The 22,069-nt window shown below is 73.4% G+C and carries 17 protein-coding genes; 11 read left to right on the forward strand and 6 right to left on the reverse strand.

The annotated features are described in order from the left end of the window. Positions 1-148: 148 nt before the first annotated feature. Complete coding sequence (locus AC3CF1_RS10970; protein ID WP_488450360.1) at positions 149-1,300, forward strand: cysteine desulfurase family protein; 1,152 nt, start codon at positions 149-151, stop codon at positions 1,298-1,300. Continuing rightward, positions 1,297-1,530, forward strand: coding sequence for a sulfurtransferase TusA family protein (locus AC3CF1_RS10975; RefSeq protein WP_088949461.1), 234 nt, complete (start codon positions 1,297-1,299; stop codon positions 1,528-1,530). The genes AC3CF1_RS10970 and AC3CF1_RS10975 overlap by 4 nt, the downstream gene beginning before the upstream one ends. Before the next feature lie 154 nt (positions 1,531-1,684). On the opposite strand, the gene AC3CF1_RS10980 is transcribed toward AC3CF1_RS10975, so the two are convergent. The 3 genes from AC3CF1_RS10980 to AC3CF1_RS10990 all read right to left on the reverse strand — a co-directional run bounded on the left by AC3CF1_RS10980 (position 1,685) and on the right by AC3CF1_RS10990 (position 4,564). After that, complete coding sequence (locus AC3CF1_RS10980; protein ID WP_088949462.1) at positions 1,685-2,662, reverse strand: carbohydrate kinase family protein; 978 nt, start codon at positions 2,660-2,662, stop codon at positions 1,685-1,687. 199 nt (positions 2,663-2,861) lie between these two features. After that, positions 2,862-3,254, reverse strand: coding sequence for an iron-sulfur cluster insertion protein ErpA (erpA, locus tag AC3CF1_RS10985; RefSeq protein WP_088949463.1), 393 nt, complete (start codon positions 3,252-3,254; stop codon positions 2,862-2,864). A gap of 170 nt (positions 3,255-3,424) precedes the next feature. Continuing rightward, entirely contained in the window at positions 3,425-4,564 is a 1,140-nt protein-coding gene (locus AC3CF1_RS10990) for a glycerate kinase family protein (protein ID WP_354983561.1), read from the reverse strand. 67 nt (positions 4,565-4,631) lie between these two features. Between AC3CF1_RS10990 and nadA the strand changes: the two genes are divergently transcribed. The 6 genes from nadA to AC3CF1_RS11020 all read left to right on the forward strand — a co-directional run bounded on the left by nadA (position 4,632) and on the right by AC3CF1_RS11020 (position 15,296). Further along, on the forward strand, positions 4,632-5,831 hold the full coding sequence (gene nadA, locus AC3CF1_RS10995) for a quinolinate synthase NadA (protein ID WP_099857817.1): 1,200 nt from the start codon (positions 4,632-4,634) through the stop codon (positions 5,829-5,831). Positions 5,832-6,044: 213 nt separating this feature from the next. Further along, positions 6,045-7,400 (forward strand): UDP-N-acetylglucosamine 1-carboxyvinyltransferase, encoded by a 1,356-nt coding sequence (gene murA / locus AC3CF1_RS11000; RefSeq protein WP_088949465.1) that lies wholly within the window; start codon positions 6,045-6,047, stop codon positions 7,398-7,400. A gap of 112 nt (positions 7,401-7,512) precedes the next feature. Beyond that, positions 7,513-8,106 carry a DUF3043 domain-containing protein gene (locus AC3CF1_RS11005; protein WP_488450364.1) on the forward strand — a complete coding sequence of 198 codons (594 nt, stop codon included), beginning with the start codon at positions 7,513-7,515 and terminating at the stop codon, positions 8,104-8,106. A 193-nt stretch (positions 8,107-8,299) separates the two neighbouring features. Next, the gene (locus AC3CF1_RS11010; RefSeq protein WP_488450366.1) at positions 8,300-8,860 is read left to right on the forward strand and encodes a helix-turn-helix domain-containing protein; all 561 of its coding nucleotides are present in this window, start codon (positions 8,300-8,302) and stop codon (positions 8,858-8,860) included. Positions 8,861-9,246: 386 nt separating this feature from the next. Next, the gene (locus AC3CF1_RS11015; RefSeq protein WP_488450368.1) at positions 9,247-14,253 is read left to right on the forward strand and encodes a WG repeat-containing protein; all 5,007 of its coding nucleotides are present in this window, start codon (positions 9,247-9,249) and stop codon (positions 14,251-14,253) included. 44 nt (positions 14,254-14,297) lie between these two features. Beyond that, on the forward strand, positions 14,298-15,296 hold the full coding sequence (locus tag AC3CF1_RS11020) for an aldo/keto reductase family protein (protein ID WP_210794971.1): 999 nt from the start codon (positions 14,298-14,300) through the stop codon (positions 15,294-15,296). Positions 15,297-15,412: 116 nt separating this feature from the next. On the opposite strand, the gene AC3CF1_RS11025 is transcribed toward AC3CF1_RS11020, so the two are convergent. After that, positions 15,413-16,213 carry a site-2 protease family protein gene (locus AC3CF1_RS11025; protein ID WP_354983541.1) on the reverse strand — a complete coding sequence of 267 codons (801 nt, stop codon included), beginning with the start codon at positions 16,211-16,213 and terminating at the stop codon, positions 15,413-15,415. Next, positions 16,213-16,413 carry a hypothetical protein gene (locus AC3CF1_RS11030; RefSeq protein ID WP_088949470.1) on the reverse strand — a complete coding sequence of 67 codons (201 nt, stop codon included), beginning with the start codon at positions 16,411-16,413 and terminating at the stop codon, positions 16,213-16,215. Before AC3CF1_RS11030 ends, AC3CF1_RS11025 begins: the two co-directional genes overlap by 1 nt. Positions 16,414-16,625: 212 nt before the next feature. Between AC3CF1_RS11030 and AC3CF1_RS11035 the strand changes: the two genes are divergently transcribed. The 3 genes from AC3CF1_RS11035 (at position 16,626) to AC3CF1_RS11045 (ending at position 20,686) form a co-directional block, all read left to right on the forward strand. Then, a complete protein-coding gene (locus tag AC3CF1_RS11035) occupies positions 16,626-18,560 on the forward strand; it encodes a bifunctional adenosylcobinamide kinase/adenosylcobinamide-phosphate guanylyltransferase (RefSeq protein WP_488450371.1) in 1,935 nt (644 codons plus the stop codon). Further along, the gene (locus AC3CF1_RS11040) at positions 18,550-19,323 is read left to right on the forward strand and encodes an adenosylcobinamide-GDP ribazoletransferase (protein WP_488450373.1); all 774 of its coding nucleotides are present in this window, start codon (positions 18,550-18,552) and stop codon (positions 19,321-19,323) included. The genes AC3CF1_RS11035 and AC3CF1_RS11040 overlap by 11 nt, the downstream gene beginning before the upstream one ends. Positions 19,324-19,390: 67 nt before the next feature. After that, positions 19,391-20,686: a DUF2314 domain-containing protein gene (locus AC3CF1_RS11045; protein ID WP_088949474.1), complete on the forward strand. Its 1,296-nt coding sequence runs from the start codon at positions 19,391-19,393 to the stop codon at positions 20,684-20,686. Positions 20,687-20,783: 97 nt separating this feature from the next. On the opposite strand, the gene gcvT is transcribed toward AC3CF1_RS11045, so the two are convergent. Then, the gene (gcvT, locus tag AC3CF1_RS11050) at positions 20,784-21,914 is read right to left on the reverse strand and encodes a glycine cleavage system aminomethyltransferase GcvT (protein ID WP_354983544.1); all 1,131 of its coding nucleotides are present in this window, start codon (positions 21,912-21,914) and stop codon (positions 20,784-20,786) included. Between the last annotated feature and the right edge of the window lie 155 nt (positions 21,915-22,069).

Consider the following 22,069-nt stretch of genomic DNA (forward strand, 5'->3'; position numbering starts at 1 on the left):
GACCATGACGGAGTCGGCCGTGGTGGGGTCACTGTCCACCCCCCATTGGGGGGATGATGGGCATACCGCCGCGATAGCGTGTCGATCTGTGAGCGCGAGGAGTGAGCCGGGGTTGCGAGCCCCGCAATCGCGAACAAAAGGCGGATCTGTGAGCGCATCCCCGGTCTACCTGGACGCGGCGACCGCCGCGCCGATGCATCCGGTCGCGCGGCAGGCGCTGCTGGCCGCCTTCGACGACGGCTGGGCCGACCCGGGCAAGCTCTACAGCCAGGCCCGCCGGGCACGGCAGCTGCTCGACGCCGCCCGCGAGGCCACCGCGCTGACGCTCGGCGTCCGCGCGGACGAGGTGTCCTTCACCCCCAGCGGTACGACCGCAGCTCACGGCGCGGTGCTCGGTGGCCTGGCGGGGCGCCACCGGGTCGGGGCGACGCTGGTGCACTCGGCGATCGAGCACTCGGCGGTGCTGCACGCGGCGGAGCGGCACGTGGCGGCGGGTGGGACCGCGACCAGTGTGCCGGTCGACCGGGTGGGTCGGCTGGACGTGACCGCGTGGTCGGCCGCCGTTCGCGCACCCGGTGTCGCGCTGGCCGCCCTGATCACAGCCAGTCACGAGGTGGGGACAGTGCAACCGGTCGCCGAGGCGGCCGCGATCTGCGCCGAGGCGGGGGTGCCGCTGTACGTCGACGCCGCCCAGTCGGTCGGCCGGGTGCCCCTGCCGGCCGGCTGGTCGGTGCTCAGCGCGAGCGCCCACAAGTGGGGCGGTCCACCCGGGGTGGGGGTGCTGGCGGTCCGTAAGGGCACCCGCTGGGAGTCACCCTGGCCGGCCGACGAGCGGGAGGGTGGTCGTACCCCCGGGGTGGTGAACCTGCCCGCAGTGGTGGCGGCGGCGGCGAGCCTGCGGGCCGCGGCGGCCGACGCGGCGGCGGAGGCCGCCCGGCTGGACCCGCTGGTGGACCGGATCCGGACGCGGGTCGCGGCGGACGTGCCCGACGTGGAGGTGGTCGGCGACCCGGTGCTCCGGCTCCCCCACCTGGTCACCTTCTCGTGCCTGTACGTCGACGGTGAGGCTCTGCTGCACGCACTGGACCGGCGGGGCTTCGCCGTGTCGTCCGGCTCGTCGTGCACCTCGTCCACGTTGCGTCCCTCGCACGTGCTGGAGGCGATGGGGGTGCTCTCGCACGGCAACGTGCGGGTCAGCCTGCACCGGGAGACGACCGAGGCGGACGTTGAGCGGTTCCTCGACGAGCTGCCCGGGATCGTCGCCGAGCTGCGCGCCGACGCCGGGGTGGTGGGGCTGTGACGATGCCGGACGAGGTCATCGACTGCCGGGGGCAGCGCTGTCCGCTGCCCGTGATCGCGGCGGCCCGGCGGTTGCCACAGCTGCCGGTGGGCACTGTGGTCCGGGTGCTCGCCGATGACCCGGCGGCGGCGGTCGACCTCCCCGCCTGGTGCCGGATGCGCGGCCAGGAGTTCCTCGGGTCGGTCAAGGGCCCGGACGGCCCGGCCTACGACATCCGCCGCCGCCACTGACCCCGCTTGATTCGTCGATCCAGGTCAGCCTCAGTCGACGGCCCTTTGCCCGGCCGGGCAAAGGGCCGCCCCGTTCGTGATCGTTGGCTGCTGAGCAGCAGTTCGCTCGGCCTGTCGTGCTGCCCAGCTGCCAACGATCACGGGAGGCAACCAGCTATGGCAGGAGGTGAGGGCGGACCTCGTCCGCCGCGGTGTCACCGTAGGACTCGGCGAGCCGCTTGACGAACAGGTCGCGGCGGACGTCGTACTCCTGGGTGCCGACCGTCTCCAGAACCAGCGTGGCCAGCAACGAGCCGACCTGGGCGGCCCGCTCCAGGCCGACCCCCCAGGAGAGCGCCGTGAAGAAGCCGGCCCGGAAGCCGTCCCCCACCCCGGTCGGGTCGACCGCCCGGATCTCCCGCGCGATCGGCACGTGGATCGGGTCGATGCCCCGCCCGGCGATCTCCACACCGTGCTTGCCCAGCGTGGTGACCCGCACCTTGACCAGGTCGAGCAGTTGGTCGTCGCTCAGCTTCGCCTTGCTCTGCAGCAGCGACTTCTCGTAGTCGTTGGTCATCAGGAACTCGGCGCCCTCGATCAGCGCCACCACGTCCTCGCCGCCCATCCGGGCGAGCTGCTGCGACGGGTCGGCGGCGAACGCGTACCCGCGGGTGCGGCACTCGGCCGAGTGCCGGAGCATCGCCTCGGGGTCGTTGGCGCTGACCAGCACCAGGTCCAGTCCGCCGAGCCGGTCGGCGACCGGGGCGAGCTCGATGTTGCGCGCCTCACTCATCGCACCGGCGTAGAACGACGCGATCTGGCACATGTCCGTGTCGGTGGTGCAGACGAACCGGGCGGTGTGCGCCACCTCGCTGATGTGCACGGAGTCGCAGTCCACGCCGTGGCGCTCCAGCCAGGAGCGGTAGTCGGCGAAGTCCGCCCCCACAGCGCCGAGCAGCACCGGGCTCAAACCGAGCTGCCCCATGCCGAAGCAGATGTTCGCCGCCACGCCACCTCGGCGGAGCACCAGGTCGTCCACCAGGAAGGAGAGGGACACCTTGTGCAGCTGATCGGCGATGAGCTGGTCGGCGAAGCGGCCGGGGAAGCTCATCAGGTGATCGGTGGCGATCGAGCCGGTGACGGCGATCTTCATGTCAACCCTCGGGGTCGGGAGCAGGGCGCGGTCAGACTACCGGCCCGGCAACCCGGCGGTGACCGGTCGGTCGGACAACGGCAACCGGCCCGTCACGAAAGCGTCGGGACCGCTCCCAGGCGGCATCACGCCCGGGCCGGTACGACGACGGGGCCGTCCCGAAGGACGGCCCCGTCGTCGTTGGTGCGTGGTGCGTGACTCAGTTGAACGAGTCACCGCAGGCGCAGGAGCTGCCCGCGTTGGGGTTGTCGATGGTGAAGCCCTGGGCGTCGATCCGGTCGGCGAAGTCGATCGTCGCGCCGGAGAGGTATGGGGCGCTCATCCGGTCGACGACGACCTCGACACCACCGAAGTCGGTGACGACATCACCGTCGAGCGAGCGCTCGTCGAAGAAGAGCTGGTACCGCAGGCCGGAGCAGCCGCCCGGCTGCACGGCGACGCGGAGCCGCAGGTCGTCGCGGCCCTCCTGCTCGATCAGGGCCTTGACCTTCTGCGCCGCGACGTCGGTGAGGACGACGGAAGTAGGGGCCTGGGCCTCGACGGAAGTAGGGGCCTGGGCCTCGGTCGACTCGGTCTGCGCTGGCGTGGTCACGTGGAAGTCTCCCTGCGCGGTTTTGGGTCCGGACGCACTGGCCAACGCCGCGCGCCGTCCAGTGATTCCCGGTTGTGGTCCTCCGCCGATCGTACGCCGCCTCGGCCGGGCGCACCCGCGTGGCGTGACGCCCGCCCCAGGTGGACCCGGTCGTCAGGCGGCCGGAACGCTCAGCGGCTCCACTGCCGGGCCAGTCGGGCGCCCAGCTCGCGCAGCCCCTCGGCGGGCCTGCTCAGCGCGGCGTCGAGCCCGCCGCCCGCTTCCCCACCGAAGTGCTCGACCAGGCTGTACGCGTCGGTGACCCCGGCCGAGGCGGCCTCTCGCCGGCCGGTGCTCACCTGCCCCGCCACCACCACGCAGGGCACACCCCGGTCGCGGGCGGCACCGGCCACCCCGGCGACCACCTTGCCGCGCAGTGACTGGTGGTCGAACGACCCCTCGCCGGTGATCACCAGGTCCGCGGTGTCCAGCGCCGCGTCCAGCCGGGTGGCCCGGGTGACCAGGCCGATCCCCGACTCGCAGCCGCCGCCGAGGGCGAGGAGCGCCGCGCCGATGCCGCCGGCGGCCCCGCCCCCGGGCATCGTGCCGAGCCCCGCCGGGCAGCCGGCCAGATCGCGTTCCAGCACCGCCGCGAAGCGCTCCAACGCGGCGTCGAGCAGCAGTACGTCGGCGCGGTCGGCACCCTTCTGCGGGCCGAACACGTTGCTCGCGCCGTGCAGACCGAGCAGCGGGTTGTCCACGTCGGTGGCCGCGACGAGCCGGACGCCACGCAGCCGGGGCACGCCGTCCACCGCGTCGACAGCGGCGAGCGCAGCCCCGCCGTACGGCAGCGCGGCACCACCGGCGTCGAGCGGTGTGACACCGAGCGCGGCGAGCATCCCCGCTCCGGCGTCGTTGGTGCCCGAACCACCCAGCCCGATCACCACCGTCCGGGCGCCGCTCTCCACAGCGGCGGCCACCAGCACCCCCAGCCCGTACGAGGTGGTGGTCTTCGGGTCGCGCTCGGCCGGAGAGAGCAGGTGCAGACCGCACGCCTGGGCGCTCTCCAGGTAGGCGGTCGCGCCGTCGGTGGTGAGCAGGATCTCACCGGCGGCCGGACGGCCCAGCGGGTCGACCGTCGGCACCGGCAACCGCCGGCCGCCGAGCGCTTCGGCGAGCACCTCCACGAAACCCGGACCCCCGTCGGCGAGCGGTCGGATCAGCAGGTCGTCACCGTCGGTGACGGTGCGCCAGCCGGCGGCCACCGCGGCGGCCACCTCCGGTGCGGGCAGGGTGCCGGCGAACTTGTCCGGGCAGAGCAGCACGCGCATGCCGAGCAGTGTGGCAGCCCACACCGACGGAAGCTGCGTCGCGCTCGCGCTGTGGGACCATGGCTACGTGACTTCGACCTGGGTGGAACCCTCCAACACGGCGACGGCTCTGCTGCTGCTCGGCCGGGGCAGCGACCCCGACACCGAGCGCGGCGTCGAGTGTCCGGGCGACCTTCCGGCGCCCAGTGACCCGGATCTGGTGGCCCGCGCCACGGCCGCGAAGGCGAAGCTGGGCAGCAAGGTCTTCGTGCTGGGGCACCACTACCAGCGCGACGAGGTGATCCAGTTCGCCGACGTGACCGGTGACTCGTTCAAGCTGGCCCGGGAGGCCGCGGCCCGTCCGGACGCGGAATACATCCTCTTCTGCGGCGTGCACTTCATGGCCGAGAGCGCCGACATCCTCACCACCGACGCGCAGCGGGTGATCCTGCCCGACCTGGCCGCGGGCTGCTCGATGGCGGACATGGCGGTTCTGGGTCAGGTCGAGGCCGCGTGGGACACGCTCACCGAGCTGGGCATCGCCGGCGAGACCGTCCCGGTGACGTACATGAACTCCTCGGCCGACATCAAGGGCTTCGTCGGTCGCAACGGCGGCGTGGTCTGCACCTCCTCCAACGCCAAGCGCGCCCTGGACTGGGCGTTCGAGCAGGGGTCGAAGGTGTTCTTCCTGCCGGACCAGCACCTGGGCCGCAACACGGCGGTGCTGGAGATGGGCCTGTCGTTGGACGACTGCGTGCTCTACGACCCGCACAAGCCCGGCGGCGGGCTCACCCCGGAGCAGCTGCGCGACGCCAAGATGATCCTCTGGCGGGGGCACTGCTCGGTGCACGGCCGGTTCACGCTGGAGAGCGTCAACGACGTCCGGGAGCGGGTGCCCGGTGTCAACGTCCTGGTCCACCCGGAGTGCCGGCACGAGGTGGTCACCGCCTCCGACCACGTGGGCTCGACCGAATACATCATCAAGACCATCGAGGCGGCTCCGGCCGGCTCGGCCTGGGCGCTCGGCACCGAGCTGAACCTGGTCCGCCGGCTCGCGCTGGCGCACCCGGACAAGCAGATCATGTTCCTGGACAAGGCCGTCTGCTACTGCTCGACGATGAACCGGATCGACCTGCCGCACCTGGTCTGGGCCCTTGAGGAGCTGGTCGCGGGCCGGGTCGTCAACCAGATCACGGTCGACCCCGACACCGCGCACCACGCCCGGGTCGCGCTGGACCAGATGCTCGCGCTGCCCGGCGCGGACACCCCGCCACCGACGGCGTCCTGATCACGATCTGTAGCGCTCTTGGTACGCAAAAGTGCCGGATCACCGATTAATGCCACACACGCCGATGTGACCGAGTCCTTTTTCGTCACGGAGGGCTATGCTGCCCGGAGCGAAGAGACAAGCGGGCCGTTTCGACATGGCCGCATCCGGGGTAGCGAGAAGGCTCAGGCGCCCCACCAATAACACTGCAGCACCGACGCGCTGGAGGTTGCGTTGACCGACGACGTCCTGGTCGTTCACGGAGGCACTCCGCTCGAAGGGCGGATCCGCGTGCGCGGCGCGAAGAACCTGGTTTCGAAGGCGATGGTCGCCGCGCTCCTCGGCGACAGCCCGAGCCGACTGTTCGACGTGCCGAAGATCCGCGACGTCGAGGTGGTCCGGGGTCTGCTCGGTCTGCACGGCGTCAAGGTCACCGACGGCGCCGAGGACGGCGAGCTCGTCTTCGACCCGGCGAACGTGGAGAGCGCCAGCACCGACCAGATCAACGTGCACGCCGGCTCCAGCCGGATCCCGATCCTGTTCTGCGGCCCGCTGCTGCACCGGCTCGGGCACGCGTTCATCCCGGACCTGGGCGGCTGCCACATCGGCCCGCGCCCGATCGACTTCCACCTCCAGGCGCTGCGCGAGTTCGGCGCCACTGTCGAGAAGCGGCCCGAGGGTCTGCACCTGTCCGCGCCGAACGGGCTGCACGGCACCAAGTTCGCCCTGCCGTACCCGAGCGTCGGCGCCACCGAGCAGGTGCTGCTGACCGCGGTGATGGCCGAGGGCGTCACGGAGCTGCGTAACGCCGCGGTGGAGCCGGAGATCATCGACCTGATCTGCATCCTGCAGAAGATGGGCGCGATCATCAAGGTCCACACCGACCGGGTGATCGAGATCCAGGGTGTGCCGAAGCTGCACGGCTACACCCACCGGCCGATCCCGGACCGGATCGAGGCGGCGAGCTGGGCGGCCGCCGCCCTGGCCACCCGTGGCCACGTCGAGGTGCTCGGCGCTCAGCAGGCCGACATGATGACCTTCCTGAACATCTTCCGGTCGGTCGGCGGCGAGTACGAGGTCACCGACGCGCGCGCGCCGAAACTGGGCGACCTCGGCCAGGAGGGCGGCATCCGCTTCTGGCACCCGGGTGGTGAGCTGAACGCGGTGGCGCTGGAGACCGACGTGCACCCCGGCTTCATGACCGACTGGCAGCAGCCACTGGTCGTGGCGCTCACCCAGGCCCGCGGCCTGTCGATCGTGCACGAGACGGTCTACGAGCAGCGGCTGGGCTACACCGAGGCGCTCAACTCGATGGGCGCCAACATTCAGGTCTACCGCGACTGCCTCGGCGGCACCCCGTGCCGCTTCGGCCGGCGCAACTTCAAGCACTCCGCGGTGATCGCCGGGCCGAGCAAGCTGCACGCCGCCGACCTGGTCATCCCGGACCTGCGCGCCGGGTTCAGCCACCTGATCGCGGCGCTCGCCGCCGAGGGCACCTCCCGGGTGTACGGCGTCGACCTGATCAACCGGGGCTACGAGGACTTCGAGGCGAAGCTCGCCGACCTGGGCGCGCACACCGAACGTCCGTAACCCCGCTCACCCTCGTTCGACCACGACGGCTCCAGGTCGCGCTGCGACCTGGAGCCGTCGGCCGCTGTACCGCGATGTGCACCGGGCGCGGACCGTTGGCTACCCTTGCCGCGTGCCGTCGCTCTTTCGCCGCAAGTCCACCGACCTCGTCGACGAGGCCGTCACCTCGGTGACCCCCGAGGAGACCGCCGAGCGGTCCCGGGGTTACACCCCGGCCAAGGGTCGGGAGACGCCCAAGCGGCCGACCGTCGGTCGCCGTCCGGCCGGCCCCAGCCGCCCCCTCACCAAGGAGGAGGAGCGAGAGCGTCGCCGCCAACTGCGCACCGAGGCCGCCTCGGAGTTCCGCCGTGAGGGCGGCCCCCGCGACCGCGGCCCGGAGCGGCTGTTGGCCCGCAACGTGGTCGACTCCCGGCGTACGGTCGGCACCTGGTTCTTCGGCGGCGCGCTGATCGTGTTGATCGGGTCGAACGCGGCCATGCCGCCCCTGGTCCGGTTGATCTCGAACGTGCTGTGGGGCGCGCTGGCGCTGGGCGTGGTCATCGACTCGATCCTGATCTGCCGCAAGATCAGCAAGCTGGTCCGCGAACGCTTCCCGAAGACCGACCAGCGCATGGGCTCGCTCTACCTCTACGCGGTCATGCGGTCGATCACCTTCCGGCGCATGCGCGCCCCGGCTCCCCAGGTCAAGCTCGGCGACAAGGTCTGACCGGGTCGGCCCGAGGGTCACCCACGCACTGGACAAGATCCGCACAACATCAGGGATGACGCTGCCTCCGGCACACAGGAGGGAGCACTTTCCCCGAAGTTGTGCGGTTCTTGCTTGAGGACGGGTCTGGTTCAGCATGCTGAACAGCTGATGCTGTTCGCCGAACCGAACGTTGATCCAGTGGAGCGACCGTATGCCTCCGGAACCCGCGGCCCCGCTGGCCACCATCGCCGCCGCCCTCCGCCGGGAGCGCGAACGCGTCGGCATCTCGCTCACCGAGCTGGCCCGGCGGGCGGGGGTCGCCGAGTCCACGCTCTCCCAACTGGAATCGGGCACCGGCAACCCGAGCGTGGAGACGCTCTGGGCTCTGGGCGTGGCACTCGGCGTGCCGTTCAGCCGGCTGGTGGAGCCGACCAACGACGGCGTACGGGTGGTCCGGGCAGGGGACGGTCCTCGGGTCCGCTCCGAGCGGGCCGACTTCACCGGCACGCTGCTCAGCGCGGGCGAGGCACACCTGCGCCGGGACGTCTACCTGATCGAGCTGGAGCCGGGGGCGATCCGCGCCGCGGACGGGCACACTCCCCACAGTGTCGAGCACGTGGTGCTCGCCGCCGGCCGCCTGCGGGTGGGCCCCGAGACGGCTCCGGTCGAACTCAACCCCGGCGACTACGCCACCTTCGCCGGTGACGCGCCGCACCGCTACGAGGCGCTCACGCCCGGTACGTTCGCCGTCCTCATCATGGAGCACCCCTGACCGAAGCCGGTGATCCCGCCCGATACGGGCGGTCGGCCAGTGCGGTAAGGTCGGAGACCAGATTCTGTTATAGGACCAAATGTCCGAAACCATTGGGATAACGTTTGCGCCCGTGGGCGGCGCCACAGTGGCGGTGAGCGAGCCCACGCCGTTACCCTCCATCGGCAGCCACGGGCTGCCGGAGCGGGCGATCTGACCGGCACGCGAGGCACCAGCGCGACAATTTGCAACGAGGTGACAAACGCCGTGAGCGAGCGGACGCGAGCTGGCCACCGGGGCGTGGCAGGCGGCGACCGGACGCCCGGAGGTCACCCCGCTGCGGCTGCGGACAGCTCGCCTCTGTCGAGGATCGGCCGAGTGGCCGGGTGTGGCGACGGGCTCGGCGGATGAACGGCCGTTACGACGACCGGTGGCCAGACCCGAACGAGCCGTCCTGGGTGGTCGAACCGACCACCGAGTGGCACCCCCAGTTCCCCGGGCAGCGCTACCCCGGCGACATCGGCGCCATCCACCAGCCGTCACCGCGTGGCCGCGCCACTGTGAGCGGCCGGGCCGAGGTGCCGCCGCTGGCACCGACCCGCCCGGACGGCACCTACCTCGGCCGTTCCTGGGCCGACGAACCGCCGGCGGAACAGGCACCCCCCAACCGCTCCTGGGTGGACGAGGAGCCGGACGAGACACCGACCTACGGCCGGGCCCGCAGCGAGGTCGACGCGTCCGCCTACGGGCGGTCCGACAGCGCCGACTCCCGTCACTACGACCACGAGCCGTACCGCAGGCCCCTGCCCGAGCCACCTCGGCGCGACGAGCGCCGCACCTCCGAGTCGGACCGCCGTACCGCCTGGTCCGACCGACGCCCCGCCGACGAGCGGGGGCCGGCGCGGGAGGCCGCCTGGCACCGCGACCAGCCCGCCTCCGAGCGGTACGACGGCCGCCGCCCGCAGCAGGACCCCAGCGAGCGGGATCGGGGGTACCCGGGCGGAACCCCGGTCTCCCCCGCGCCCCGGTCCGACTCCGGCTGGATGCCCGAGCCGGACGACTCACCGCGTCGACGCGGCACGCAGGAGCGACCGGCCGCCGGTTACGAACGGCACCCGGGCGACGGGTACGGCGAACGACCCACCCGTGACCACAACGGCCGCACTGCCGACGACCGCCTCCCCGACGCCGCCGACCCGTGGGCGTCCGCGGAAGCCCACCAGCGGTACCGCTCGGATGGATACCCGGACCGGGCGGCCGACGACGTTCGACGCCCGGAGCGGCGCTACCGCGCGGACGAGGGCGTCGAGGCGGCACAGGCACCCAACGGTGGACGACGGCGACGACCCGAGCCGGAGATGCCCGAGCAGCCCCGCCGCGACGACGACCGGCGTCGGCCCGACACCGAGCCGCAACGGCAGCAGCCTCGTGAGGCGGCAGCCCGCGCCGAGTCGTACCCGGATCGGCGGCCCCGCGAGGAGGCCCGACCGGACGCCTACCGCGAGGACGGGTATCGAGAGCACGGGCCGCGCGAGAACGGGTACCGCGAGAACGGGCCACGCGAGCACGCGCCACGCGAGCACGGGCCACGCGAGGACGGGTACCGCGAGGACGGGTACCGCGAGGACGGGCCACGCGAGAACGGGTACCGCCAGCCTCGGCCGCAGCCCAGCCAACCGCCGGACGGCAGCCTGCCCTGGCCGCCGCCGGGTCCGCTGCGTCCGGACCGCACCCGCGAGCAGAGCCACCGCACCGAGCCGCGCCGCGCCACGGAGCCGCATCGCGCCCCCGACCCACACCGCGCCCCCGACCCACACCGCAGCCCCGACCCGTATCGCGGCGCCGACCCGGGCGTCCCGTCGCGGCCGGCCGCGCGGCCGGAGCGGCCGCCGGTGCCGCCGTCGCGCCCGGACGAGCGCCCGGAGGCCACCCCCTCCCGGTACGACGAGCGCCCCGCACGGCCCGCCGCGACGGCTCCACCGGTCACGTCGGGTCGCGCCACACCGGTCTCCCCGGAACGACCGGTGTCGCCAGCGCCCGTTTCTCCGGCTGCGCCCGGTCGGGACCGCCCGGTGTCGCCTGCGCCCGTCTCCCCCGCCGCGCCCGGTCGGGACCGCCCGGTGTCGGCCGCCCCTGTCTCCCCCGGAGCCGACCTGCCCGTCTCGGGTCCACCTGCCGCACGCCTGCGGCTGGAGTACCTGCCCGCGCCGGTGGACCCACCCGTCTCCGACGAGCGGTCGGACGTCCCGCTGTCACCTGAGCGCCGAACGCCGGCCGCCCCGACGCCGGCTGCCGGGCCACACCCCGCCCCGCCGCCGCGTTACCCCGGTCCGGACGTCGGAGACCGCCCGGTGGACCAACGGCGCGGCGAGGACCTGGACCGTCGACGGGTCGACGACCCGGTGGACACCGGCGCGCCGACCGACCGCCGGCCGGTCCCGCCGGAGCGCCCGCTCCCATCGGACCACCCGCACTCGCCTGCCCAGACGGGCTCGCCGGAACGCCCCCACTCGCCGGCTCAAACGGGCCCGCGGGAGCAGCCGCACTCGCCGGAGCGCCCGCACCCGCCGCAGTGGCCTTCCTCGTCCGAGCGGCAGGCCCCCACGGCGGACGCCCGCCCGCCGGTCGCGCCGCCGCCCGCCTGGCAGGTGCAGGCACCGCCGGCCACCCGGCCGACCCCGACACCGCCCACCCCTGCCACCCCGATCCCTGCCACGCCGAGCCCAGCCACGCCGCCCCCTGCGGCCCCGGCGCCCTCCGTGGAGGACGTCGACCTGGCGCTCCCGCTGGCCCCCGGCACACCGCGCCGCTACGTGCCCCCGCCGCCCTCGGAAGAGCCGGTGGCGCCCGTTCGGCAGTCCGACGAGGTCTCGACCGCCCGTGGGCCGGACGCATGGTTCAGCCCCGCTCAGCAGGCCGAGCCCGAGCGCAGCGAGCCGCCCTCGGCGCCACCGTCGTCCGCCTCGGTCGACGAGGAGCCGGACGACAACCTCGACCTCTCGGCGTCGGCCACGACAGACCGGGACCCGTCGACACCCACATCCCTCGCTCACGACGCTCCGTCCCGCGAGCCCGCAGTCGGGTCGGCCTCGGCCGACCTCCCGGAGCCGATCTCCGCGCCACCCGCGGACCCGACCACCGGTGCCACCCACACCTGGGCGGACGACCCAGACGACACACCGTCGGCCGTCGAGCCGGGTTCGCTGGAGGGCGACCGGCCGGTCTCCGGCATCCCTGCCACGACGCTGCCGCACCACCAGCACGAGGACGTCGCCACTCGTCCCACCGAGGACACCGCCCCGACAGAGCACGACCCGACGGACGAGGCCGCGACACACGACCATTCGGGGTACGCGCCTGACGGTCCAAGCAGCACAGGACCGACGGACGTGTCGGCGGCCGACGACTGGTCGTTCCCCGTGGTGCCGCCGTCCCGACCCGAGACAGCTGACGACGGCGCGCACGAACCCGTCTCGGCACCGCCGGTTTCGGCCCCACCGGTCTCCGCACCGCCCGCAACCCGGGTCTCCGCACCACCGGCCTTCGCGCCACCTGTGTCCGGGCCACCTGTGTCCGCACCGCCGGTCCCCACGACACCCGTATCCGCACCCCCCGCGCCGGTCTCCGCACCGCCCGCACGCCCGGTCTCCGCGCCCCCGGTCTCGGCGCCCCCGGTCTCGGCGCCCCCGGTCTCGGCACCGCCCGCGTCACCGTTCGCTGCGGCGCCCGTGTCCGCACCGCCCGCGCCGGCAGAACCGACCTTCCTGGCGCCGGTGTCCGAACCGCCCGCGTCGATGCCACCGCCCGACGCGGCGCCCGTCTCCGAAGGGCCGACCTCCCCCGCGCCCATGCCGGCAGCGCCCGTCTCGGCGCCGCCCGCTTCGACAATGCCGACGTCCGCGCCACCCGCATTCGCACCACCCGTCTCCGCGCCACCCGCATTCGCACCACCCGTCTCCGCGCCACCCGTCTCCGCGCCACCCGTCTCCGCGCCACCCATGCCGATGTCCGCGCCACCCGCCTCGGCCGTCCCCGGCCCGAGGAACGGCTTCAGCGGGGACAGCGCGCCGGTGTCACCACCCGCCGACACCGCGCCGGCGGTGACCCGCCCGTCGCTGGCCGACCCGGGCGACCCGGAGCAGGTCCTGGCCGCGTACCGCTGGCGGTTGGACCCGGTGACGCTGCGCGAGGAGCTGACCGAACCGGACGACCTGCGGGCCATTCGGCGGCGACTCACCGAGAAGCTGGGCTCGGCGAACGACAACCGCGCCCGGGCCCGGTTGCTGAGCCTCCGGGCGGTGGCCTCGCGGATCCTCGGCGACCTGGACGACGCGCTGGCCGATGGTCGGCTCGCCCTCACCTATGCAGAGGCCACCGGCGAACTGCGCCGGACCGCGCTGGCCCAGGCCAGGTTGGCGCACGTCCTGCGCTGGCGCGGCAAGTTCGCCGAGGCCGATCAGCTCTTCGCCCAGGCCAACTCGGTCGAGCTTCCCGACCGGTTGCGGGCCGCGCTGCACGAGCACGCCGGGCGGTCGTGTTACGACCAGGGACGGCTCATGGAGGCCTGCGAGCACTTCGAGCAGGCGCTCAACCTGCGCGGCGCCGGCGACGCCGAACTGCTGCACCGGGTCCGGGTGGCCCTCGACGCGGTCAGCGTCCGGGCCACGGCGGACGGCTTCGGGCCGTACCCCCGGAGTCGGGACGAGGTGCTCGACCGTGACCGACCCCCGGTGCCGGATCGCGACGGACCGCTGTGGGGTTACACCGGCCAGGACGGCGAAATGGTCATCCCCGCCCGGTACGCCGAGGCGCAGCCGTTCCACGACGGGTTGGCCTGGGTCCGCCGGCCGGACACCGACCGGTGGTCGTTGATCAACCTGCTCGGTACGACGGTGATCCCGCCGTCCTACCGGGCGGCGCACCCGTTCAGCGACGGCCTGGCCTGGGTGGTCGGTGAGGGCGGATGGACGGCGATCGACGCGACCGGCACCGTGCAGGTGCCGCCCAACTTCGCCGAGGTACGACCGTTCCGCCGCGGGTTGGCCGCGGTACGCCGCGAGGGGTGGGGGGCGGTCGACCGGACCGGCCGGATCGTCGTGCCGACCCGCTACCACGGGTTCGTCACCGAGTTGGCCGACGGTCAGCAGGTCGACGGTTTCACCGACGAGGGCCTCGCCGTGGTCGACGTGGCGGGCCGGCGCGGTGTGGTGGATCGCACCAACGCGGTGCTGGTCCCCCCGACGCACCCGATGCTGGTCATCCACCCGGTTGCGTTCCTGTTCGGCAACGAGACCGGGCGGTGGGGTGCGCTGGACCGGCGCGGCCTGCCACTGATCGACCCGGTGCACCGCGATCGCGACGAGGTGCTGGAGGAGATCGACCGGCTACTCACCGACGCCAACCCGGTGCTCTGAGTGGCCGGTCGGCGGTCGTGATCCACCGGAGTTAGGGTCGGTACATGGAATTCCGACACCTGGGCCGTTCCGGCCTGATGGTCAGCGAGATCTCGTACGGCAACTGGATCACCCACGGTTCACAGGTCGAGGAGGACGCCGCCTTCGCCTGCGTCCAGGCCGCACTCGACGCGGGAATCACCACCTTCGACACGGCCGACGTGTACGCCGGCACCCGGGCCGAGGACGTGCTCGGTCGGGCGTTGCAGAACGAGCGCCGCGAAGGGCTGGAGATCTTCACCAAGGTCTACTGGCCGACCGGGCCGGGCCGTAACGACCGTGGCCTCTCCCGCAAGCACATCATGGAGTCGATCAACGGCTCGCTGCGGCGGCTGCGCACCGACTACGTGGATCTCTACCAGGCCCACCGGTACGACAGCAGCACGCCGTTGGAAGAGACGATGGAGGCGTTCGCCGACGTCGTGCACTCCGGCAAGGCGCACTACATCGGCGTCTCCGAGTGGAGCGCCGCGCAACTGCGCGCCGCGCACCCGCTCGCCCGGGAGCTGCACATCCCGCTGGTCTCCAACCAGCCGCAGTATTCGATGCTCTGGCGGGTCATCGAGGCCGAGGTCGTGCCGGCCAGCGAGGAGCTGGGCATCGGGCAGATCGTCTGGTCGCCGATGGCGCAGGGCGTGCTCTCCGGCAAGTACCTGCCGGGGCAGCCGCCGCCGGCCGGTTCCCGCGCGACCGACGAGAAGTCCGGCGCGGGCTTCATCTCCCGGTTCATGAACGACGACGTGCTGACCCGGGTGCAGCAGCTCAAGCCGATCGCCGAGCAGGCCGGGCTGAGCATGGCCCAGCTCGCGGTGGCGTGGGTCCTGCAGAACCCGAACGTCTCGTCGGCGATCATCGGCGCGTCGCGTCCGGAGCAGGTGTACGACAACGTGAAGGCAGCCGGGGTCAAGCTCGACTCCGCGCTGCTCAAGGCGATCGACGAGATCGTCGAGCCGGTCACCGAGCGGGACCCGTCGAAGACCGAGTCCCCCGCGCAGCGTCCCTGACGCCGCTCCGGGTCGGCCGACACGAGAGATTCGCGCCGGCCGGCCCGGTCAGCTCAGCCCGTTGCCAGGCCTTGGTCAGCTCAGCCCTGCCGGTCAGCTCAGCCCTGCCGGTCAGCTCAGCCCTGCCAGAAGCGGATCAGGTCCAGGCCGGTGGCGTAGAGCCAGGACGGCAGGCCCAGGGCGTCACCGACCGCGAAGACCCCGTCGAAGAACCAGCCGCCGATGCGCGGGTTCCACAGCAGCGCGAAGAGCAGGATGAAGCCGTACGGGGCGAACAGGTCGTACATCTTGCGCCACTGCGGGTTGAGCCACGGCTGGATCATGTTGCCGCCGTCCAGACCCGGCACCGGCAGCAGGTTGAGCACGCTCGCGGTGATCTGCAGGAAGGCGAGCAGCGCCACCCCGGCCCAGAACTCCACCGGGCCACCCGCCGACTGGGTGCCGATCCGCACCGCCGCCACCAGCACCAACGCGAACAACACGTTGGTCGCCGGGCCGGCGAGGCTGACCAGGGTGTGCCGCAGTCGACCCGGGATCGCGTGCCGGTCCACCCAGACCGCGCCGCCGGGCAGGCCGATGCCGCCGAGCAGCACCACCACCACCGGCAACACGATCGACAGCAGCGGGTGCGTGTATTTCAGCGGGTTGAGCGTCAGATAGCCCCGGTGGGCGATGTCCCGGTCGCCGGCCCGGTAGGCGACCACCGCGTGGGCGTACTCGTGCAGGCAGAGCGACACCAGCCAGCCGGACACCACGAAGAGGAACACGTTGAACCGGGCATTGCCGTACCCGTTCCAGGCCAGCACCCCGCCGGCCACGAAGAGAGCGACCAGGCCGAGGAAGACCGGGCTGGGTCGGAAGGCCGCCTTGGGCACGCCGAGGACCAGCCCGTCGCCACCCGGCCGGTCGTAGGCCATCACTCGGCCGTGGGCAGCAGGCTCATCCGGTAGTCCACCCGGTCGTCCTCCATCAGCGCGACCGAGGTGACGCCGGACGCCGCGAGCTCCCGCCAGGTCTGACCGATCCAGGATTCGGCGTCGGCCTGGCTGCCGAACGATTCCGCCGGCCCCTCGACCGTCTGACCGTCCGTGCCCTCGTACCGCCAGCTCCACGCCATGCCGCGTCTCCCCTCGCCGCTGAAGTCCCCGTGGGACGAACCCCCGCCAGCGTAGTCGGCCCGGCGCGCAACGGCCGCTCGCTAGCCCTCGCCGGGACCCGCAGGTGGATCAATCCGGTTGGCGGCCGGGCCCGCAGCACCGACGGCGGGTCCTTCGACCACCACGCCGGGCCGGCAGGCACCGCCACCCCCGGCGGCCTTAAGGTACGGGCATGTCCGTAGACGGGTGGAACACGGTCCTGGTGCTCGGCGGTACCCGGTCTGGCAAGTCCGAGTTCGCCGAGTCCCTGGTCACCGACGCGCCGGTGGTCCGCTACGTCGCCACCGCGCCCGAGGGCGACCCGGAGGACACCGAGTGGGCCACCCGGCTGGCGGCGCACCGCGCCCGGCGGCCGGGCAGCTGGACCACCGAGGAGACCACCGAGGACCCGCGCCGGTTGGCCGACGTGCTCGAGTCCGCCGAGCCGAACGAGACGCTGCTCGTCGACGACCTGGGCGGCTGGGTGACGGTGCTGCTCGACCCGGACCACCAGCCCGCCGACGACGTCGCAACGATCGCCGAGCTGGCCGAGGCGCTGCGCGGCTGCGCGGCGCGGGTGGTGCTGGTGAGCCCCGAGGTGGGGCTGTCGTTGGTGCCGACCACCCCGCTGGGCCGGGCGTTCACCGACGCGTTGGGCGCGGCCAACCGTGCGGTCGCCGACGCCTGCGACGCGGTGGCGCTGGTCGTCGCCGGTCAGCCGGTCTGGCTGAAGCCGGCCGCCACCACGATCGCCCAGTCGGCCCCTGCCGCCGCGCCGTCGGCTTCGGCCCGCGTGACCGCGCCGGTCGTCGCGACCCTGGCCGACGCCGAGCCCACCCCCGAGGTGCAGCTGCCCGACGTGTTGACGCACGCGCCGCCGGCCACCCCGAACCAGCAGCCCGGCAACCCCTGGGCCGCACCGACCATGGCACTGCCGATGGTGGCCACCGGGCTGGTCATCCAGCCCGGCATGGAGCTGCCGATGCCCGACGAGTACGCGGGCCCGCAGGCGGTGGACCGGCTGGCCACGCTGGACGTACCGGGCGCCGGGCTGGGCGTGCTCGACCGGGTGGTCGGCTTCGCCGCCGGCACCCAGGGCACCTCGACCCCCCGCGCCTGGAGCTCGGTGCGGGTGTTGCTGCTGCGCGGCGACCACGCTGGCGGCGGGTCGGCCGGCACCATCCCCGGTGAGTCGGCGCGACGAGCCGCGCAGGCCCGCGCGGGCAAGGGCGCGTTGGCGCGGCTGGCCGCCGAGAGTGGCGCCAGCCTCCAGGTGGTGGACGCCCCGGTTTCCGCCCCGATGGAAGACCAACCGGCGCTCTCACCCGATCAGGTGGAGTCGGCGCTGCGCTACGGCTGGCGGCTGGCCGAACAGGCGGCCGACGCCGGCGTACAACTGCTGGTCCTGGGGGCGTGCGGAGCCGGCACCGAGGCGGCGGCCGCAGCGGTGCTCGCGGCGACGGCCGGCGCGGAGCCGCCCGCCGTGCTGGGCCGGGTGATCACCGACTCCGGTGAGATCGACGACGCGGCGTGGATGGTCCGCTGCGCGGCGGTACGCGACGCCCTGCACCGCACCCGCCGCTCGTCGCGCGGCGCCAAGGACATCCTGGCCGAACTGGGCGGCGGCGACATCGCGGTCGCCACCGGTGTGCTGCTCGGTGCCACCGCGCGCCGGGTGCCGGTGCTGCTCGACGGGCCGGTCGGGGTGGCCGCCGGCATGGTCAGCCGGGACCTGGCCGGGCAGGCCCGGCACTGGTGCCTGCTCGCCGACCACGGTGGGCACCCGGCGGTGCGGCTCGCCGCCGACGTGCTCGGCCTCACCCCGCTGCTCGACCTGCGGATGGATCTCGGTGAGGGCGCGAACGCGCTGGTCGCGCTCCCGCTGCTGCGCTCGGTGCTGGCGCTGTCGGCCGCGCTGCCGGTCCACCCGTCGCTCGGCGGCGACGACGAAACGGACCCGGCCGTCGACGAGCCGCAGCCCAGCTACCCCGCCGTGAACGACCCGTACGTGAACGACAGCGACCCGGACCTCGCCGAGCCCGACTTCGCCGAACCGGAACCGGCCGGGCCGGGCCCGGCCAGCACCGGTGCGGACGAGCAGCCAGCGTCGGGCTGGCGTGCCGGCTGAGTCGCGGTTCCTCGCGGGCACCCGGCTCGCGCTCACCACGTTCACCACGCTGCCGGTGCGCGCCGGACGGATCGACCGCCCGGTGGCCGGCACCGCGATGGCGCTCGCCCCGGCGGTCGGCGCGCTGCTCGGCGCCCTGCTGGCCGGTGTGCTGCTGCTGACCGCCGCTGTCGCTCCCCCACTGGTGGCCGCCGGTGTGACGGTCGGCGCCGCCGCGCTGCTCACCCGAGGGCTGCACCTGGACGGGCTCGCCGACACCGTGGACGCGCTCGGCTCGTACCGGCGGGGCGCGGCCGCGCTGGAGATCATGAAGAAGCCGGACGTCGGCCCGTTCGGGGTGGTCGCCCTGGTGGTCGTACTCCTGGTGCAGGCGGCGGCGCTGGCCGACCTGGCGGGGCGGTCCTGGCCGGCGTGCGTCGCGGCGGTGGTCACGGCGACCGCCGCCGGGCGGCTCGGCGTCACGGTGGCCTGCCGGCGGGGAGTGCCGGCGGCCCGGCCGGACGGGCTCGGCGCGCTCGTGGCCGGCACCGTCGGCCCGGTGGCCCTGACCGCCGGCGCGGTCGCCGTCGCGCTGCTGGCGGTCGGCGCGGTGCCGGGCCGCCCGTGGCAGGGGCCGCTGGCCGTGGCGGTCGCGCTCGCCGTCGCGTTACTGCTGCTGAACCACGTGGTACGCCGGCTCGGCGGGATAACCGGGGATGTTCTCGGCGCGACAGTCGAGGTGGTCACCACGCTGGTCTACCTGGGTCTGGTGCTGTCCGGCTGAACCGGGCGCGGCGGGCCGGGTAGCGTTCGGCTCGACAGCACCGGCACGGCCACCGGGGGAACCAGAAATGCTCATCACGGACGACTTCCTGCCCGTACCGGTGCCGGAGTCGCTCAGCGCGACCTACCTGGTGCCGATGGCGGGGCTGCCGAAGGTCAGCGCGAAGACCGCTGTGGCGGCGCTGACCGGCCGGCTGGCCGAGCCGGTCCACGGGCTGGCCAGGCAGATGCTGGACAGCCCGCTGATGAGCGTCGACACCCGGCCGATCACCGAGTTCCCCGAGCTGCCACCGGACCTGCTCACCGCGTTCGGCGCCACCGAGGAGCAGCTGGCCCGGCTGGCCGCGGCGACCCACCTGGTGGTCGTGCAGGCCGAGTACCGGCCGGGTTGGCCGCCCGCGCACGAGTGGGCGGCCCGGGCGGTCGCGGCTGCCGTGGCGGAGTCCGTCGACGGCGACGTGGTGGACGTGTTCGGCCTGCAGTTCCTCGACCCGGCGACCGCGTTGCGCTCGCTCCCCGACGAGCAGGGCCGCATCCGGCTGGTCGACTGGGTCCTGGTGCCGTACTCGTCGGACACCGAGGGGCTCTGGTTCACCACCAAGGGGCTGCGCCGCTTCGGGCTGCTGGAGTTGCAGACCCAGGGGGTGCCCGACCACCTCACCCGCGCCTGGGGTGCGGTGATGACCGGGGCGGCACGCCGGCTGCTGCGGGACTGGACCGACGGGCTCACCGGCGAGGAGGTGCCGGCGTTCGTGCAGCTCCCGGTGCTCGCCACCGTCACCGGTCACGACATCGCGGTCGCGTACGGCAACCCGGAGCAGCACGGCGCGACCGCCCCGGTGCTGCTGCGCCTGGAGCTGGACCCGGCGACCGACCCGGAGGCCGACTCGTTCCTCAGCCTGCGCCCACCGGCCGGGCACCCGGGTCCGGACGGGCGCTACTACGCCGCCGCCTGCGCGACCCTGTTCTCCGGGATCCAGCCGGACGTGCGCTACGCCCGCTCGGGTGACGCGATGAGCCGGGCGGTCGCCACCGCGCGGGCCGCGCTGGGTGACGCGCGCGCCCGTTTCGTCGCCGGCCACCTTCCCGCCGAGTCGCAGCTCGTGGTCAAGTACGGCCTGCCCGGCGACGACGGCCCGGAGTACGTCTGGGCGGGCGTCACCTCGTGGGAGGCCCCGGAGCGGATCGTCGGCGTGAGCGCCAGCGACGCCAACACCGACCCGTCGGTTCGCATCGGCGCACCGGTCGTGGTGGAGGCGACCGACGTGGTCGACTGGGCGGTCCTGGACGCGACCGGCGTCATCGAAGGCGGATGGACCCAGGCCGTCCTGGATTCCGGCGAACCCCCAACCCCCACGCGCTGACCCCCCTCCCCCACTGATCACCGCGTTGATCATGAAGTTATTGCCATGACACGCCGGCGGCGGTGGCAATAACTTCATGATCAACGGCGTGAAGCGGCTACTTCACTGAGGGGGTTACGAAGGGAGGCTTCGTCAGCTTCAGGGGGGCTCGGCGGCCTCTGATGTCGATCTCCACCTCGTCGCCCTCGGCCAGGTTGGCGTCGGTGTTCAACAGGGCCAGCGCAATGCCCTGCTTGCGAGTCGGCGAGAAGGTGCCGCTGGTCACCTCGCCGACCTGGGTGTCTCCCACGTGCAGGGTCATCCCGGGCCGCGGGATCGCGCGGTCGACGGCCACCAGGCCGCGCAGCGTACGCCGGGGGCCGGCGGCCTTCTCGGCGAGCAGCGCGTCGCGGCCCCAGAAGGCCGGCTTGTCCCAACCGACCGCCCAGCCGGAACGGGCCTGCACCGGGCTGATTTCCAGGGACAGGTCCTGCCCGTGCAGCGGGTAACCCATCTCGGTACGCAGCGTGTCCCGGGCGGCCAGGCCGCAGGCCCGCAGCTCGAACGCCGCACCCGCGGCGAAGAGCGCGTCCCAGACGGCCACGGCGTGCTCCGCCGGCACCACCAGCTCGTAGCCCAGCTCGCCCGTGTAGCCGGTACGGCAGACGGTCAACTCCATCCCGGCCAGGCTCGCGGCGGAGAAGCTCATGTAGCCGTGCTCGACGGGCAGGTCGAGGGCGGCCAGCAGCTCGGCCGAGCGGGGGCCCTGGACGGCCAGCACGGCGTACGCCTCGTGCTCGTCGGTGACGGTGACCTGCGCGGGCGCGGCGGCGCGCAACCGGCGCACGACCTCGGCGGTGTTCGCGGCGTTCGGGATGAGGAAGACGTGGTCGTCGGCGTACAGGTAGGCGATGATGTCGTCCACCACACCACCGGTGGCGTCGTCGCAGCAGAGCGTGTACTGCGCCCGGCCGGGGCCGATCCGGCCCAGGTCGTTGCTGAGGCAGGCGTTGACGAAGTCGGCCGCGCCGGGGCCGCTCACCCGGGCCTTGCCCAGGTGCGACACGTCGAAGACCCCCACCGCGGTCCGCACCGCGGTGTGCTCCTTGAGCACACCGCCGCCGGCGTACTCCAGCGGCATCTCCCAACCCCCGAAGGGGGCGAACTTGGCGCCGGCGGCGGTGTGCCGCTCGTGCAGCGGGGAACGACGCAGCCGGGTCGCGGCGGCGTCGGAGGTCACGTCGGTCATGGGTGGCAACTTACCGGGGGCAACGTGGCTGGTTAGCATCGGCGGGAGCCCGCTGGCGCTGTCGGCGGGACAGCCATGACGTCCGGCGGGTAGGTTCCGCCGGAGACCTTCACCGCCGGTACGCGACGCCGCGACCGGCCCGGCCCGCCCGGAGT

This window comes from Micromonospora sp. MGP-C2, assembly GCF_057766525.1.